The sequence below is a fragment of the Devosia sp. genome (genome assembly GCF_028290435.1).
In the GTDB taxonomy this organism is placed as follows: Bacteria; Pseudomonadota; Alphaproteobacteria; order Rhizobiales; family Devosiaceae; genus Devosia.
In genome coordinates this window covers 1-15,743 of the sequence record NZ_JAQGJV010000029.1, presented here as the reverse complement: position 1 = coordinate 15,743, position 15,743 = coordinate 1, and the positions used below count along the sequence as shown (strand labels likewise).

18 protein-coding genes and 2 pseudogenes are annotated in these 15,743 nt (G+C 62.7%); 15 read left to right on the top strand and 5 right to left on the bottom strand.

Annotated elements, in window-relative coordinates; genetic code table 11:
• The 5 genes from JWP26_RS08390 to JWP26_RS08370 all read left to right on the top strand — a co-directional run.
• Nucleotides 1-302 (top strand): LysR substrate-binding domain-containing protein (locus JWP26_RS08390; RefSeq protein ID WP_299725691.1); only part of this gene is annotated, 302 nt, incomplete at its 5' end.
• A 71-nt stretch (nucleotides 303-373) separates the two neighbouring features.
• Nucleotides 374-751: a hypothetical protein gene (locus JWP26_RS08385; RefSeq protein WP_299725688.1), complete on the top strand. Its 378-nt coding sequence runs from the start codon at nucleotides 374-376 to the stop codon at nucleotides 749-751.
• A gap of 48 nt (nucleotides 752-799) precedes the next feature.
• Nucleotides 800-1,300: a copper chaperone PCu(A)C gene (locus JWP26_RS08380; RefSeq protein WP_299725685.1), complete on the top strand. Its 501-nt coding sequence runs from the start codon at nucleotides 800-802 to the stop codon at nucleotides 1,298-1,300.
• Nucleotides 1,301-1,309: 9 nt separating this feature from the next.
• Complete coding sequence (locus tag JWP26_RS08375; RefSeq protein WP_299725682.1) at nucleotides 1,310-1,900, top strand: SCO family protein; 591 nt, start codon at nucleotides 1,310-1,312, stop codon at nucleotides 1,898-1,900.
• Between the two features lie 72 nt (nucleotides 1,901-1,972).
• Nucleotides 1,973-2,371, top strand: a complete 399-nt coding sequence (locus JWP26_RS08370) for a VOC family protein (RefSeq protein ID WP_299725679.1) — start codon at nucleotides 1,973-1,975, stop codon at nucleotides 2,369-2,371.
• A 139-nt stretch (nucleotides 2,372-2,510) separates the two neighbouring features.
• Here the strand turns inward: JWP26_RS08370 and JWP26_RS08365 are convergent, their stop codons facing one another.
• Nucleotides 2,511-2,879 carry a helix-turn-helix domain-containing protein gene (locus tag JWP26_RS08365; RefSeq protein WP_299725694.1) on the bottom strand — a complete coding sequence of 123 codons (369 nt, stop codon included), beginning with the start codon at nucleotides 2,877-2,879 and terminating at the stop codon, nucleotides 2,511-2,513.
• Nucleotides 2,880-3,034: 155 nt separating this feature from the next.
• Between JWP26_RS08365 and JWP26_RS08360 the strand changes: the two genes are divergently transcribed.
• Nucleotides 3,035-3,781 (top strand): SDR family oxidoreductase, encoded by a 747-nt coding sequence (locus JWP26_RS08360; RefSeq protein WP_299725676.1) that lies wholly within the window; start codon nucleotides 3,035-3,037, stop codon nucleotides 3,779-3,781.
• Between the two features lie 346 nt (nucleotides 3,782-4,127).
• On the opposite strand, the gene JWP26_RS08355 is transcribed toward JWP26_RS08360, so the two are convergent.
• Genes JWP26_RS08355 through JWP26_RS08345 form a run of 3 tightly spaced genes read right to left on the bottom strand, consistent with a single transcriptional unit; the run spans nucleotide 4,128 to nucleotide 7,890 of the window.
• Nucleotides 4,128-5,690: a hypothetical protein gene (locus tag JWP26_RS08355; protein ID WP_299725673.1), complete on the bottom strand. Its 1,563-nt coding sequence runs from the start codon at nucleotides 5,688-5,690 to the stop codon at nucleotides 4,128-4,130.
• Between the two features lie 4 nt (nucleotides 5,691-5,694).
• The gene (locus tag JWP26_RS08350) at nucleotides 5,695-6,633 is read right to left on the bottom strand and encodes a DUF6384 family protein (RefSeq protein ID WP_299725670.1); all 939 of its coding nucleotides are present in this window, start codon (nucleotides 6,631-6,633) and stop codon (nucleotides 5,695-5,697) included.
• Nucleotides 6,634-6,663: 30 nt separating this feature from the next.
• The gene (locus JWP26_RS08345; protein WP_299725668.1) at nucleotides 6,664-7,890 is read right to left on the bottom strand and encodes a cell surface protein; all 1,227 of its coding nucleotides are present in this window, start codon (nucleotides 7,888-7,890) and stop codon (nucleotides 6,664-6,666) included.
• Between the two features lie 250 nt (nucleotides 7,891-8,140).
• Here JWP26_RS08345 and JWP26_RS08340 point away from each other — a divergent pair, with 250 nt between their 5' ends.
• Nucleotides 8,141-8,611 carry an SRPBCC domain-containing protein gene (locus JWP26_RS08340; protein WP_299725665.1) on the top strand — a complete coding sequence of 157 codons (471 nt, stop codon included), beginning with the start codon at nucleotides 8,141-8,143 and terminating at the stop codon, nucleotides 8,609-8,611.
• Between the two features lie 9 nt (nucleotides 8,612-8,620).
• Here the strand turns inward: JWP26_RS08340 and JWP26_RS08335 are convergent, their stop codons facing one another.
• Nucleotides 8,621-8,941: a hypothetical protein gene (locus tag JWP26_RS08335; protein ID WP_299725663.1), complete on the bottom strand. Its 321-nt coding sequence runs from the start codon at nucleotides 8,939-8,941 to the stop codon at nucleotides 8,621-8,623.
• 149 nt (nucleotides 8,942-9,090) lie between these two features.
• Between JWP26_RS08335 and JWP26_RS08330 the strand changes: the two genes are divergently transcribed.
• From JWP26_RS08330 to JWP26_RS08295, 8 genes and pseudogenes are all read left to right on the top strand, one after another.
• Nucleotides 9,091-9,213: a hypothetical protein gene (locus JWP26_RS08330; RefSeq protein WP_299725660.1), complete on the top strand. Its 123-nt coding sequence runs from the start codon at nucleotides 9,091-9,093 to the stop codon at nucleotides 9,211-9,213.
• Nucleotides 9,214-9,390: 177 nt separating this feature from the next.
• Nucleotides 9,391-10,392 (top strand): BMP family ABC transporter substrate-binding protein, encoded by a 1,002-nt coding sequence (locus JWP26_RS08325; protein ID WP_299725657.1) that lies wholly within the window; start codon nucleotides 9,391-9,393, stop codon nucleotides 10,390-10,392.
• 24 nt (nucleotides 10,393-10,416) lie between these two features.
• Nucleotides 10,417-11,967, top strand: a pseudogene (locus JWP26_RS08320) (ABC transporter ATP-binding protein); the annotation flags it as partial.
• A 122-nt stretch (nucleotides 11,968-12,089) separates the two neighbouring features.
• Nucleotides 12,090-13,187: an ABC transporter permease gene (locus JWP26_RS08315; protein ID WP_299725655.1), complete on the top strand. Its 1,098-nt coding sequence runs from the start codon at nucleotides 12,090-12,092 to the stop codon at nucleotides 13,185-13,187.
• On the top strand, nucleotides 13,187-14,158 hold the full coding sequence (locus JWP26_RS08310) for an ABC transporter permease (protein WP_299725653.1): 972 nt from the start codon (nucleotides 13,187-13,189) through the stop codon (nucleotides 14,156-14,158). The genes JWP26_RS08315 and JWP26_RS08310 overlap by 1 nt, the downstream gene beginning before the upstream one ends.
• Nucleotides 14,159-14,184: 26 nt before the next feature.
• Nucleotides 14,185-14,595 carry a cytidine deaminase gene (locus tag JWP26_RS08305; RefSeq protein WP_299725651.1) on the top strand — a complete coding sequence of 137 codons (411 nt, stop codon included), beginning with the start codon at nucleotides 14,185-14,187 and terminating at the stop codon, nucleotides 14,593-14,595.
• On the top strand, nucleotides 14,592-15,386 hold the full coding sequence (locus JWP26_RS08300) for a purine-nucleoside phosphorylase (RefSeq protein ID WP_299725648.1): 795 nt from the start codon (nucleotides 14,592-14,594) through the stop codon (nucleotides 15,384-15,386). The genes JWP26_RS08305 and JWP26_RS08300 overlap by 4 nt, the downstream gene beginning before the upstream one ends.
• Nucleotides 15,383-15,743 (top strand): annotated as a pseudogene (locus JWP26_RS08295) (deoxyribose-phosphate aldolase); the annotation flags it as partial. The gene JWP26_RS08300 and the pseudogene JWP26_RS08295, both read left to right, overlap by 4 nt.

The following is a 15,743-nucleotide window of genomic DNA, read 5'->3' as shown; positions in this document are numbered from 1 at the left end:
CCGGCTCGCTCGACCGGCTGTTGATCGAGGCGGCCAACAGGGCCGGCAAGCCTTTGGGCGAAACCGTGCGGGTCGAAAGCTTTCCGGCCCTGGTGCGCATGGTGGAGGCCGGCTTCGGCATCGGCTTTTTGCGCAGCAATAGCCTCCACCTGCTGGCCGGCACTGACCTGATCTGCGCGCCGCTCGCCGAGCCCTGGGCCTTGCGTCAACTGCTGGTGGCCCGCCGCAAATCCAGTCCGCTTTCGGCGGCCATGAAGCGCTTCATCACGCTCTGCGCCGATACCTACACGCCCTCGATGTGAGGCTTGCGACAATAAGGAGCTTGAGCCGCCTCGGCTTCCGCACTAGAGCGGAGGCAGGGAGACGTCACGCCATGTCAACGTCGCGCAGGTTCAGCAAAGAGATCGGGACGGCATTTGCCGTGCTGGCGCTCTATCTGCTGACCATCCTGACGCCGCTGCATCAGGCCCGCGCCACCCAGCTCGACTTCGCCGCGCTGGGCTATCAGACCTTGGAAACTGGCTGGGTCCTGTGCTCTGCCGACACAGATCGCAGCGAGGGCAAGAGCCTCGTCACGAAGTGCCCGGCTGCCAGCATCGGCAAGCAACAACTGGTTGCGCCCGCCCTTGCGGTGATCGCGGTTGATGCGCCTACGATGGTGTCGGTCGCCTATGCCGAGCCGCCGCACCATCTAATCGCGCCGCGCCTCAACGTTTCGGCGCCTCCCAGAGGCCCTCCGGCAATCGCCTGATTTTCGGCCTTTGGCCGGCTCAGTTCTTTGTTTTCTGGAGAAAATCCAATGCTTCGCACCTTTTTCCGCGCCGCCGTTGCGGCCATCGTCATGCTGTCATCTACTGCTGCCTTCGCCCAAGAGGGCCATGATATGGGCGCTCCCGTAGTCGTCGGCACGCTCGAATTGAGCGGCGGCTTTGCCCGCGCCACACTGCCCAACGCCCCGGTCGGCGGGGCTTTCGTGACCATCACCAATAATGGGACGACCGATGACCGGCTGGTCTCGGTGTCGTCTTCCGCCGCCGATGTCGGACAAATCCACGACATGTCGATGCAGGGTGACGTCATGAAAATGCGCCAGCTCCCCGACGGCGTCGTCATCCCGGCCGGCGAGACGATAACCTTCCAGCCCGCGGGCCTGCACATGATGTTCATGGGGCTCAAGCAGCCGTTCGTCGAGGGCCAGACCGTCAAGATCACGTTGACTTTCGAGCAAGCGGGCAGTGTCGATCTCGACGTGCCGGTGCTGGGCGCTGCCGCCGATTCGGCGATGCACATGGACCATTAGGGGCCGATGATGATCAGATCTTTTCGTCTGTGGCTCTGGGTGGCGGTAGTCGCCCTGGGCTTGACCGCTGGCGCCGCGGCACTGCTGCTGCGCCAACCAGCGCAAGCCGCGCGCAGCTTTGGCGGCGGCACCTATTCGCTGGTCGACCAGAACGGCAAGGCGGTGGACCAGACTATGTTCCAGGGTCACCCCTCAATGCTGTTCTTCGGCTATACGCATTGCCCTGATGTTTGCCCCACCACCATGGCGGAAATGGCCTCGTGGTTTCAGGAATTGGGTAATGATGGCAAGGACTTGCGGGCCTATTTCGTCACCGTCGATCCGGAGCGCGATACCACCTCTGTGCTGGGCGATTATGTGAGCTGGGTGTCTGACCGCATCACTGCGGTGACCGGCGATCCGGCGGAAATCGCCAAGATTATCAAGGCCTGGGGCATCTTTGCCGAGAAGGTGCCGCTGGGGGGCGACGAGTATTCGATGGACCACACGGCCTCGGTTTTCCTGCTCAATACCAAGGGCGAATTCGAGGGTACCATCGCTTATGGCGAAGCCAATGCGACGGCTTTGGGCAAGCTGCGGAACCTCCTGGCCAAGAGCTGAATGTTCGGGGCGGATGCGAATCCGCCTCGCCTTCGCTAAGGTGTTTGCAGTCAGCATGCTGGAGTTCTTGCGATGCAGCCACGGATCAATATCATCACCATCGGGGTCGATGACCTCGAACGCGCTTTCGCGTTTTATCGGGCGCTGTTCGACCTGCCCGATGACAGCATCGGGGCCGGCGAGGATCACGTCGCTTTCTTCATGAGCGATGACTTTTCCTTCGTGCTGTTCCCACGCGAGCAGATCGCCCAGACCGCCGGCAAGGAAGTCGCGATTACCGGGACCGCGCAATTCGTGCTGAGCCATGCGGCGGAGAGCCCAGAAGAGGTCGATGAGATTTTGGACCAGGTGCTGATCGCGGGTGGGGCGATCATTACGCCGGGCACGCAATCGGAATGGGGCTATTCGGCCTATTTCGAGGATAGCGAAGGCAATGTCTGGGAATTGATGGCGACCGCGAAGGCGAACTAGGGCCAATCGTCATTCGTCTGATGCCGGCCTGCAAATGCCGGTTCCCTGTGCTTCCGGTCCTCACGTACCGACGTACGCTCCGGTCCGGTTCTCGCGAACCGCCATTTTCGTCTCGGCCTGAGACGAATGTCGACCGGCCCTAAACCTCGCTATTCCGCGCCTTGAAAGCCGCTCTCGCCGCTTCGACCTCGGCATGATTCGCCTCTGCCCACATCCAGACACCGCAGAACGCGGCGCCGAGGCTGCGGCCGAGGTCGGTGAGGGTGTAATCGACATGCGGCGGGATCACGGGGTGGACGGTGCGCTTGATCAGCCCGTCATATTCCATCTGGCGCAGGGTCTTGGTCAGCATCTTTTGGCTGATGTTGCCGACGAGGCGGCCGATCTGGGTGAAGCGGACTGTGCCGTGCTCGTCCAGCGTCTCGAGGATCAGCATGGTCCACTTGTCGGCGACCTGGCCGATGACATTGCGCACCAGGGCCTCCAGCGCCGGATCGAGCGGTTCCATCGCCACGCGTTCCGACCAGCGATAGATTTTTGGCGGCGCAGATGGGCTAGTCACGGACACTCTCTTTTGGGTGTGTATCGAACTTTCGGGAGCCTACTTCCATATGGAGAGTGTGCGGCATATCTGTCCTTCACGCAACACGAAAGGACATCGCCATGCAGATCACCGGAAACACCATTCTCATTACCGGCGGCGGCTCGGGCATCGGTCGGGGCCTGGCCGAGGCATTTCACCAGCGCGGCAATCAGGTGATCATCTCTGGCCGCCGCCAGTCGGCGCTGGACGAGGTCATTGCGGCAAATCCCGGCATGGTCGGCTATACGGTCGACATGGCCGATAAGGCGGATGTGGCTGACTTTGCCAGCCGGGTGGTCGCAGCGCACCCGGCGCTGAATGCCGTCATCAACAATGCCGGTATCATGGTGGACGAGGATGTCATCGGCGGGGATTATCTCAACATCGCCGAAGACACTGTTGCCACCAATCTGCTGGGGCCGATCCGGCTGATCGCGGCACTGCTGCCGCATTTCCGGCGTCAGCCCAAGGCTGCGGTGCTGACCGTGTCGTCGGGGCTGGCTTTCGTGCCCAAGGCATCGACGCCGACCTATAGCGCCACCAAGGCGGCGATCCATTCCTATTCGCAGTCGCTGCGGTATCTGCTGCGAAACACGGAGGTTGAGGTCATCGAGATCGCGCCGCCTTATGTGCAGACGTTCTTGCAGGGAGCGCATCAGGCCAACGATCCCAATGCGATGCCGCTCGATGCCTATCTGGCCGAGACCATGGAACTGCTGGCCAGAGCGGTTGGTGGGGAGATTTTGGTCGAACGGGTCAAGCCTCTTCGCTTTGCCACCGAGACGGGGAATGCGCAGGCGGTGTTTGATTTTATCAATCCGCGGTGAAAGGGAATTGCACCATCCTGCCTTCCCGCGGACTTGATCCGCAGGCCTCTCGTCGCGCATGCGGGGTTGAGGGTGGCCCGCGGGTCAAGCCCGCGGAAAGGGCGGTGGGCGGGGTGGGTTTGTGCAAACAAAAGAGGGGCGCTGGGCTTGCGGGCGATCGTCCCACACACTCGGTGTCACCCCGGCGCAGGCCGGGATCTATCCCGAGATCATGCAATACGCCGCTAGATCGCCGTAACGGCAACCTTGCGGCGGGCCTGACTCTTGAGATGGGCCCCGGCCTGCGCCGGGTGACGCCGTGGGTGGGATGCCAGGCGTTCAAGCAAGGTTCGCTAGGCCGTAGCCGCTAAAAACCGCCGCCGGTCTTGAACCCCGTCGGGCCCTTGCGGGTGCCTTGCGAGCCGCCGGTGCGGGGGCGGGAGAAGCCACCGCTGGAGCCGGAACTGGGGCGGGAGCCGGATGAGCCGCTGCTCGGCCAGTTGAAGCCACCGCTGCTGGACCTGGACTTGCCGCCGCCGATACTGGAATCGGGCCAGTCAAAGCCGCCGCCATTGCCGGACCAGGGGCCCGAATTGCTGCGCCCATTGTTGGGCAGGCCGACGCCGCCGCCCCAATCGGTGGTGCCGGCTTGCCAGTTCTGGCTTTTCTGCCACTGGCCCCAATAGGTTGCCGCCGAAATGCCACCGCGCAGGAAATCGTTGAGCAGGTCGCCCACGAGACGATCCTCGCGGAAGGTCGAGCGGGGATCGTCGAAGCGCTGCTTCTTGAATTCCCACTGGATGTCTTCCAGCTCGCGACGGCGGGCCGCCAAGGTCTTGAGGCGGTCCTTCTGTTCCAGCGTTTCGCTGTCCTCGTCCTTGATGCGGGCGCGGGCGTCGTCGATCTGCGCCACGATGGTATCGTCTTGACCGGTTCGGGTCAGGCGCGCCTCGGCCAGTAGGGTCTGGATATCCTCGCGGCCGAGACCGGCGGCGAGCGCGGCAAGCGCTTCGGCGAAAGCGGGGTCATTGCCTTCCGAAAGGCTCGCCAAAGCCTTGGCGGTGTCGTCGCGCTTGTCTTCGGCGGCGACGATTTCGGCATCGATGGCCGCAATGCGGGCCTGGATGGCGTCGAGCGCGTCACGGATCGGCTTGCCGCCGGCGGCGTCGATGGCCTCTGTTTCCAGCGCATCGGCCTCGGCCTCGGCCTGCTTGGCCAGCGTGATCTGCCGCTCGGCATGCTCGCGTAGGCGCAGCGGGATTTCGTTGAGCATGGCGAAGTTGGGCCGGGCTTTTTCGAATTTGACGAGGCCGGCGACCAGACTATCGAGATAGCGGATCAGGTTGTTGGCGCGGTAGCCGCTGGTGCCATAGCCGCGCTCCCACAGATACATGAACAGCCCGTCGTCGCGATAAGGGCGGCCTTTCTGCTCGCGGTCGGCCTCGGCCTGCTCGGTCTTGCGCATCGATTGGGCGGCCACATCGGCCAGTTCGGTGGCGTCCTTGCGCTTGGCCGCAAAGCCGGGCTCCTTGGCGATGCTGGCGCCGATCCTGGCGGCCAGCGCCTTGAGCTCGGCTTGCCGCGCATCGAGTTCCTTGAGCGCTGCGCCGCGGTTCTCGGTCGACTGGACCAGCCCGGCATCGATCGCCGCCAGGTCCTTCTCGGACTGGCTCAAATCCTTGGCATGCGCCCTCATCATTTCGCGGGCCTTGATCTCGGCCTGCGAAATACGTCCGTCCAATTCGGTCTGGATGGCGGGGTCGAGCCGCAATTGCGCCAGTTGGCGGAACAGCTCGGCCTCGGTCTCGCGAATCTTGGAAATGCGCTCGGCCGAACGGGCGAGGCGCTTACTGATCTCATCCTCTTCGCGACGGATATCGCGCATCGCTTCATCGAGCGAGGCGAGGGCTTCGGGTCCGCGGATGCTCATTGCTCTACCACCGCGTCAACGCGCCACCCAATGTGGGCATGAGATATTCGACATCGAGGAAACCATCGGACTTGCGACCAACCTCGTTGGTCTGGATGATGCCATCGTCCTGCTTGTCGGCGGCGACGGCATTGTAAACGCTTTCGGGCACCCGGAGCGCCCACATGGCGACGGTTTCGGTCTGCCCGGTTTCCTCGTTGAGGATGGGCAGCGACAGCGCCTGGTCGTCCGGATCGATGGCCTCGACGATGATGTAATAATTGGTGGCGGCGGTGTTGACCTGGGGAATGGTCCAGACCCCCGATTGCACGCCGGGTCGGTTGACCACGCGCAGGGTATATTGTTGGCGCAACTGGTCGCGCAAAGCCGTCAGATGGCCCAGCGCCGCCTCGGCTTGCGGGCGATTGCCTTCGGCCGCATAGGCCTTGCCGCGGGTGCGCCAGTCTTCAGCCTGGACCACGGCCTGCTGCACCTTGGTCTCTTCGAAAATGGTCTGGTAGATAGCGTCCATCTGCGCCGGCAGGCCTTCGACCAGCTCGACGCGCGCCTGTTCGGCGATGTTGGCCTGATACGGCTTGTAGACCAGGTAATAGCCACCCAGGAACACAGCCAGCGCCACAACCACGCCGACCACCGGCCGGCCCCATTTGCCGCGGCTGGTATAGAGCCGCGCCACGGTGGCGCCGAAGCTGGGCTTGGGGGGATCGTAGACGAAGCGGCTTTCGGCCAGCGCCGAAACGCCTTCCTTGAGGATGTCGTCGGTGACCTCGATGCCCTGCTGGTGGTAAATCGCGCGCAGCTTGTCGATCAACTGCTGCTCGCGGGTGACCCCGTCAAGCTCGCGCGTCGCCAAATCCTGACGATGGCGCAGTGTATCCACCACGTCCATCGCCAGCATGATTTCGTCCAGCGGCGCCGCCGGTTTGGCCGTCACGTCACTCATCGTCGTGGGTCACCGTATCGGGGTGTTCCTTCAGGACTTGGTTTCGAGCAGGAGCGCATTGCCCTCGGCGGCCAGCACTGCCAAGCGCCGCTTGCCATCCTCGACCGCGTCGCGGATTTCGGCCGAATTCTTGGTCGAGGCCACGCGCATCTCGTTGATGATGGTGCGGCTGCGTTCCTGGAAGTTGATGACGCTGTCGAGCAGCTTCTTGACCGCGTCGGCGCGAATGGTGGGGCCGTAGCCGGCCTTGATCGCTTCTTCCTGCACCTTGTCGCCGATCTCGGAGAGGGTTTCGAGGCTCTTGCTCATCCCTTCCTTCATGGCGTTGAGGGTTTCGGTGGATTCGTGCAGGCCGAACATGCCGGTGAACGAGGCGGAGAGGGCGGTCAACACCGTCTCGTTGGTCGAGAAGAACGAGATCGACTGCTGATAGACGCGTTCCTTGGCATTGGTGGTCTGCATCAGGCGCGCCATCACCACTTCGGTGGTGCTGTAGGAAATCGTCAGATTGTCCGAGAGGTCCTTGGTGATCTGGTAGCGACCCTCTTCGTTCTGCATGTCGCGCAGTTTCTCGTCGCGATCCATTTCGAGGCGTGCGCGTTCAGCCGGCACAGTGCCCGCATAGGCCGCGACGGCCGCTGAGGATGCTTCCAGCACGGCCTTCTTTTCAGCCAGCCGCTTTTCGGCGGTTTCCAGCACTTCGAGCGCCATCACCTCGGCCTGCTTGAGCGCGCCGCGGAAATCGCGATAGGCTTCGAGGATGGTGTGCTCGCGGTCGATCTGGTCCTTGGTGTCGGCGGTGACCGACAGGTAGACGTCGCGGATTTTGTTGAAGCGCTGGGCGATATCGCCGCGGCTGACCTTCATCCACACATTGGAGGCGCGCTCCAAGAGGTCAATCTTGTTGTCGGAGAGCTGGTCGACCATGCCCTTTGCGTCATCACGAATGGAATCAAATCCCTTGGTGATCTCTTCGTAGCGTTCGCCGATCTTCATGGCGGCGATCTGCACGCGCACCACTTCATTGAAGGCGCTGGCCTGGCTGAGCGTGCGCCCGATCAGCACCACGCGGGTTTCGTCGAGTTCGGTGATCTGGGAGAGCAGGCCGGTGATCGGCGCTTCGCCCTGCTGCTCGGGCCAGATGCCCAGGTCGCGGATCGCGGTGACCGCTTTATCCAGGTATTGCAGGGGGCGTTCGGCGATAACAGTCGTCGGCGGCGTCGCACTCAATGTGGCATTGGCGGTGTCGTCGGTCATTTTCGCTCCCCGTAGTGAACGCCTTGGACAGGCGTTATGCGCTTGGCGCGCTCATAGATTGCCGCTGGGCAGCGCACTGACAATTGCAACTGCCTCCGGGCCCAACTATTTAGCTCATATTGGTGCGAAAAAGCCGCACGTAAAGAGCGAGATGGCACCACATGGCGGGCAAATGTAGAACCGGGCTTTCGGGCCACAATGGGGCGCTGCCACAGATGGGCCAAAACCATGTCGCGGCAGGCTCGCGCTGATGGAGTTCGGGGGCCGCTACCATGTCGCCGCGCCGCGCCAACAGGTGTGGGCGGCGCTCAATGATACCGAGGTGCTCAAGGCCGCGATTCCGGGCTGCCACCGCATCGATTGGGCGGGGGAAACCGCGTTGGACCTTGAGATCAAGGTAAATCTCGGGGTGGTCCACCCGGTGTTCAAAGGCGGGCTGAGCCTGTCCGGCATCGTGCCGGCGGAGCGCTACACGCTGACCGGCAAGGGCAAGGGTGGGCTATTGGGACTGGCGGAGGGCTCGGCCGATATCGTGCTGCGCGACGTTGGCGATGAAACCGAACTGGTATTCGCCGCCACCGGCGGCGCGTCCGGCCAGATCATGCGGCTGGGAAAGGCCATCATCGGCAACTCGGCGCAAAAGGTCATCGACGGCTTCTTCGAGCGTTTTGGCGAGGCAATGGGCGCCACGGTGACGCCGCTGCCGCCGCCGTCCGAATGATCGTCCGGGTCAGTTCTCGCTGAATTGCCGCATCGCCCGCAACATTCGCCGCATATGCAGGCTGTCAGGCGCGCAATCAAGATGCATTCGGCCAGCGGCCGCCTTCGCCCCTGTCACATCGTGCGGCTCAGCATAGCCTTCCGCCAAGACCAGGGCATCCCGCAAAAACTTCTGATACTCCGACCCCGCGCCAACGTCGCATTCTACGATGAGCCGGTCGTATAAATTCAGCAGTATCAGTTGGCGGATAAGCGCGTCATCCGCCGCTGCCGCCACAGGAGTGAGCATCGCCAGCAGAATGCCGGCGGCGGGTCCTAAAATCCAAGGCATGGCTTCTCCTCTTTGAGATCGTCGGTTAGCGCCGTTAACACAGCGCTAACCACGCCTCTATCTGCCTCAAAAGCATCACGATTGGTCCCGCTTTGTTGGGTTAGGAAACAGCTAACGCTTTCCCCGCAATGCCAGCCAATCGATGTGACATGACCGACCGCACTCAAGATACCATTGCCCTGTTCGCCATCGCGCTGGCTGCCATGCTGGCGGTGTTCTCCGCCGACGGCAATCTGGCCGATCTGTTCGCGCGCATCATGGCCTGGTTCTAGACTCGGTCTGCCTGCCGCGCCGCGGCGTACTCCCGCCCAAATTTTGACCATCCGGAAAAATTTGCTGCTTTTCCTCTTGCGGGGCGAACGTTTGCACGATTGTATCGCCAGTCAGCGCACGGGGATTGTCCGCTGGAGCCACGCTCCAACGCTCATGTGCGATACAGGGAGCATCCAATGACACTGACTTCTTTGACCAAGGCCATTGCCGGCGGCGTCGCACTGAGCGCCATCGCAGCAGGCGCCGCTTTTGCCGATCCGGCCGTGATCTATGACGGCGGCGGCAAGTTCGACAAATCCTTCAACGAGGCCGCCTATAACGGCGCCGAAATGTACAAGAAGGAAACCGGCGGCACCTACGGCGAATTCGAAATCACCAATGACGCCCAGCGCGAGCAGGCCCTGCGCCAGTTCGCTTCGCGCGGCTACTCGCCGATCGTTACCCCCGGCTACAATTTCGTGACGGCTTTGCAGGCCGTGGCGCCTGAATTCCCCGATCTGCACTTCGTGATTCTCGACGCCGTCGTCGATCTGCCGAACGTGCGCTCGGTGCTGTTCAAGGAACAGGAAGGCTCCTACCTCGTCGGCATGCTCGCCGCCATGAAGTCCGAAAGCGGCACCATCGGCGTGATCCCGGCCTTCAATCTCGACCTGCTGGAAGCCTTTGCTTGCGGCTACAAGCAGGGCGCCCACGCTGCCCGCCCCGACATCAAGGTGCTCGAGACCTATATCGGTTCGGGCTTTGACGCCTTCAACGACCCCGCAAAGGCCACCGAAGTCGCCAAGAGCCAGCTCGATCAGGGCGCGGACGTGCTGTACCAGGTCGCCGGCGGTGCTGGTGCGGGCGTACTGCAGGCTGCGGCTGATGCCGGCAAGTGGGGCATCGGCGTCGATAGCAACCAGAACTACCTGCATCCCGGCAACGTGCTGACCTCGATGACCAAGCGCGTCGACGTCGCCACCTACAATGCCTTCATGGATGAAAAGAACGGCAAGTGGACTGCCGGCGTGCTGAACCTGGGCCTGGCCGAAGACGGCGTTGGCGCTGCGTTCGACGACAACAACAAGGCCCTGATCACTCCGGAAATGACCGCCGCGGTTGACAAGGCTCGCGCCGATATCGTTGCCGGCACGCTCAAGGTGCACGACTTCCGCGAAGACAAGGCTTGCCCGGTCTGATGGCAGCACAGGTTTAGTCGCCTTATGGCAACCCAGACCTCATCGAAGCAGCGGCTGGAAACAGCCGCTGCTTTGGCGCCCGCAATTGAATTGCGCGGCATCAACAAGCATTTCGGTGCTGTCCACGCCAATCGGGATATCGACCTGATCGTGCGGCGCGGCACCGTGCATGGCATCGTGGGCGAAAACGGCGCCGGCAAATCGACGCTGATGTCGATCCTCTATGGTTTTTACACTGCCGACAGCGGCGAAATTCTCGTCAACGGCAAGCCGCAGACCATCACCGACAGCCGCCACGCCCTGGCGCTTGGCATCGGCATGGTGCACCAGCATTTCATGCTGGTCGAAAATTTCTCGGTGCTCGAAAACGTCGTGCTCGGCGCCGAAGACAGCCCGCTGCTCGCCAAGACGCTGAGCCATGCGCGCGCGCAGCTCAAGCGCCTCGCCACCGATTATGGCCTGGAAGTCGATCCCGATGCGATCATCGAGGACCTTTCGGTGGGCCAGCAGCAGCGCGTGGAAATCCTCAAGGCGCTGTATCGCGGCGCCGAAATCCTCATTCTGGACGAGCCCACTGGCGTGCTGACGCCAGCCGAGGCCGACCATCTGTTCCGCATCCTGCGCACGCTGCGCGATGAGGGCAAGACCATCCTCCTGATCACGCACAAGCTGCGTGAAATCATGGCGATCACCGATGAAGTCTCGGTCATGCGCCAGGGCGCCATGGTCAAGACGCTGGTCACCGCCGAAACCTCGCCGCCCGAACTGGCCGAGGCCATGGTGGGCCGCCGCGTGCTGCTGCGCGTGGAAAAAGGCCCCGCCGCGCCCGGCAAGGTGATGCTGGAAGTGCAGAACCTCGTCGTCACCGACGATTTCGGCATTCCGCGCGTCAAGGATGTCAGCTTTTCCGTGCGCGCCGGCGAGATCGTCGGCATTGCGGGCGTTTCGGGAAATGGGCAGTCCGAATTGCTGGAAGCCATTTCCGGCATGCGCGACCAATTGCTCGGCACGGTCATGCTCAATGGCGAACCGCTCTCCTTGCGGGGCGATGACGGCGCCCACCGTGCCCGCCTCGCCGGCTTGGCGCATGTGCCCGAAGACCGTCAGCGCATGGGTCTGGTCACGGTGTTCCAGGAATGGGAAAATTCCATCCTTGGCTATCACCACGAATATGGCAAAGGACCCGGCCTCGATATCGCCAAGGCCAAGGCCGAGGCCAAGGAGCGTATCGCCAAGTTCGATATCCGCCCCGCCAATTCGGACCTCAAGACCGCCAATTTCTCCGGCGGCAACCAGCAGAAGATCGTGCTGGCGCGCGAGATGGAAGGCAACCCCGATGTGCTGATCGTCGGCCAGCCGACGCGCGGCGTCGATATCGGCGCCATCGAATTCATCCATAACCAGATCATCAAGATGCGCGACGCCGGCAAGGCGATCCTGCTCGTTTCGGTGGAGCTGGACGAAATTCGCTCGCTCTCCGACCGTATCCTGGTGCTGTTCGACGGCCATATCGTTGGCGAAGCCGATCCGGCAACGGCCGATGAGGGTGAGCTTGGCCTGTTGATGGCCGGCGTTACCAAGGACGGCCACGCCCCCGATGCCGGTCCTGGCACCGTGCCGGCCCATGAAACCCTGATCGAGAAGAACCTCACGCAAATGAGCCCGCAGGATAACAAGGACAAGTCGGGGTTGGACGAATGAGCGTGCGCGTCCCCTTGCCACGTTGGGTCGATGTGGCGCTGCTGCCAGTGCTCAACGTCGTGCTGGCCTTCCTGATCGGCGGGCTGATCGTGCTGTCGGTCGGCCAGAACCCGCTCGATGCGGTCGGCTACATGATCTACGGCGCCTTCGGCTATGGCAGCGGCTTCGGCTATACGCTGTATTACACCACCGATTTCATCTTCGCGGGCCTGGCCGTGTCGCTGGCCTTCCATGCCGGCATGTTCAATATCGGGCCCGAGGGGCAGGCCTATGTGGCGGGCCTGGGCGTTATCATTGTGGCGTTGCTGTTCAACGGCCTGCATTGGGCATTGATGTTCCCGCTGATGATCATTGCCGGCGGCCTGTTTGGGGCGTTCTGGGCCTTTATCCCGGGCTATCTGCAGGCCAAGCGCGGCAGCCATATCGTCATCACCACGATCCTGTTCAACTTCATCGCCATCTCGCTGATGGGCTATGTGATCACCAAGATCCTCAAGCCCGCCGGCGTCGATTCCGACGAAAGCGCGCCAATCCAGGCGATTTCGCGCGTGCCGCAATTGCGCGAATTCCTTGCCCTGTTCAAGAATTCGCCCGTCAACCTGACCTTCCTCCTGGCCATCGTGGCGCTGTTCTTCGTCTATTGGCTGGTCTGGCGCACCAAGTTTGGCTACGCCATGCGCACGCTTGGCCGCAACCCGACGGCGGCGCGCTATGCGGGCATTTCCAGTTCGCGCATGATCATGACCACGATGGCGCTGTCTGGCGCTCTGGCCGCCATGGTGGCGGTCAACAATGTGGGCGGCGTGCAGGGCCGGCTGATCCTCAATTTCGTCGCCGGGGCCGGCTTTGTGGGCGTCGCGGTGGCCTTCATGGGCAAGGCCCATCCGGTGGGCGTGGCCCTGGCCTCGCTGCTGTTCGGCGCGCTCTATCAGGGCGGGCAGGAACTGGCCTTTTCGATGCCCGGCATTACCCGCGAAATGATCGTGACCATCCAAGCCCTGGTGATCCTGTTCACCGGCGCCATGGGGGACATGCTGCGGATACCGCTGGAGAAACTTTTTGCGCGATGGCAGCGCCCGGCCGGAGGCGGATGATGCAGTATTTCAACGATCTGGTCCTGATATTCGATTCGACCGTTCGGCTGGCGGTGCCGCTGATCCTGGCGTGCCTGGCGGGGCTCTATTCCGAGCGCTCGGGCATTGTGGATATCGGGCTTGAGGGCAAGCTTCTGGGCGCGGCCTTTGCGGCGGCCGCCATGGCGGCTGTCAGCGGTTCACCCTGGCTGGGCCTGCTTGCCGGCATCGGCGTGGCGCTGTGCATGTCGGCCATCCACGGCATCGCCTCGATCAACCTTAAGGGCGACCAGACCATTTCCGGCGTGGCGCTGAATTTCCTCGCGGCGGGCCTGACGACGTTCCTGGGCCAGAGCTGGTTCCATCGCGGCGGCTTCACGCCCCAGCTCAGCGCCGACCAGCGTTTCAACCCGATCACGCTGCCGTTTGCCGAACAGGTCAAGGACGTGCCGATCATCGGCGAGATTTATTGGGAACTGATATCGGGCCACAATATCCTGACCTATGTGGCGTTCATCGCCGTGCCGGTGACGGCCTTCGTGCTGTTCAAGACCCGATTCGGGCTGCGGCTGCGCGCCGTGGGTGAAAACCCCAAGGCGCTCGATACCGCCGGCATGTCGGTGGGCTGGCTGCGCTATCAGGCGCTGATCATCACGGCCGTGCTGGTGGGCATTGGCGGCACCTATCTGTCGATCGCCCAATCGGCCGGGTTCAACAACAACATGTCCGCCGGGCGCGGCTATATCGCGCTGGCGGCGTTGATCTTCGCCAAGTGGAAACCCTGGCCGGCGCTGTTGGTCTGCCTGCTGTTCGGGTTTTTGGATGCGATGCAGTTCCGCCTGCAGGGCATCAAGTTCCCGGTGATCGGCGAGGTGCCCGTGCAGGCCATTCAGGCGCTGCCCTATATCCTGACCATCATCCTGCTCGCAGGGTTCATCGGTCGGGCAGTTGCGCCAAAGGCATCGGGCATTCCCTACACCAAGGAACGTTAAGCGCCCCAAGGCGCAGAGGACGAGCGATGTCACAGACTCCGACGGACAAGGCCCTTTACGAGGCCGCCGAAGCCATTCGCGCCAAGGCTTACGCGCCCTATTCGAAATTCTCGGTGGGCGCCGCCATCCTGGCCGATGACGGACAGATTTATTCGGGCTGCAATATCGAGAACGCCGCCTATCCCCAGGGCAGTTGCGCCGAAACTTCGGCCATCGCCGCCATGATCGCGGGCGGCGGCAAGCGCATCGCCCGCATCTACGTGACGGGACCCGGTTCGGCGCCCGTCACCCCTTGCGGTGGCTGCCGCCAGCGCATCCGCGAATTCGCCGATCTCGACGCCACCGTGATTTCGCACGGCGTCGAAGGCGAGGCGCTGGTCTGCACGCTGGAACAATTGCTGCCCCATTCGTTCGGCCCGGAGTTTTTGGGGAAATGAGCAAAGCTCTCAAGACCATCCACAAGATCGCCGGCAGCGAGCCGATCGCCGCCGCCATCGTGCTGGGCTCAGGCCTGTCGGCGCTGGGCGATGAGCTGACCGATAAGGTCACCATCCCGTTTTCCAGCCTCAAGGGTTTTCCTTCGGGCGGTGTGTCCGGGCATGGCCGGGACCTCCTGATCGGCACCATGGGCGGCAAGCGGATCGCCATCCTGACCGGACGCGAGCATTATTACGAGCACGGCAACGCTGCTGCCATGCTGCCGGCGCTACAGACCATGGCCGATCTCGGCGCGAAAACGCTGCTGCTGACCAATTCAGCCGGCTCGCTCGATGAGCGCTTCCGGCCGGGCGATCTGATGCTGATTTCCGACCACATCAACTATGCGGGCATGAACCCGCTGATCGGCGAGCCGACCGATCGGCGTTTCGTCAACATGGTGGATTGCTACGCGCCCGACCTGCGCGCCAAGGCCAAGGGCCTCGCCGAGAAGCTGGACATTCGCCTCAATGAGGGCATTTATCTCTGGTACTCCGGCCCCAGCTTCGAAACCGTCGCCGAAATCCAGATGGCGATCCGGCTTGGCGCCAATGCCGTGGGCATGTCGACGGCGCCCGAAGTCATTCTGGCTCGGTTCCTGGGACTGAAAGTGTGGGCCTGCTCGTCCATCACCAATATGGGCGCCGGGCTTTCGAATGAAAATATCAGCCATGAGCATACCAAGACCATGGCAGTGCAAGGCGCGGAAAAACTGAGAAAACTCATCCCCGCGCTGGTGGAGGAACTATGAGCCTCAAGGTCGTCGACAACACGCAGCATGACGCGAGCCACAAGCGCAATCCGGGCTTTCCACTCGATCTCGATTGGGTCGGCCGGGTGCGGATGAACCGTTCAGCGCTGGAACGCCGCGCCGGCAGCATCGGCGCGCGTCGGACGGTCAAGAAGGACTATCAACTGGCTTGGTTGCTCAAGGCCATCACGCTGATGGACCTGACCACGCTCAATTCCGACGATACCGATGGGCGGGTGGAACGCCTCTGCGCCAAGGCGCGCAACCCGCTGCGGCGGGATATCGTCGAGGGCTTGGGGATCGGCGGCTTGCGGATTTTGCCCGGCGCGGTGTGTGTCTATCATCCGTTCGTCAAGA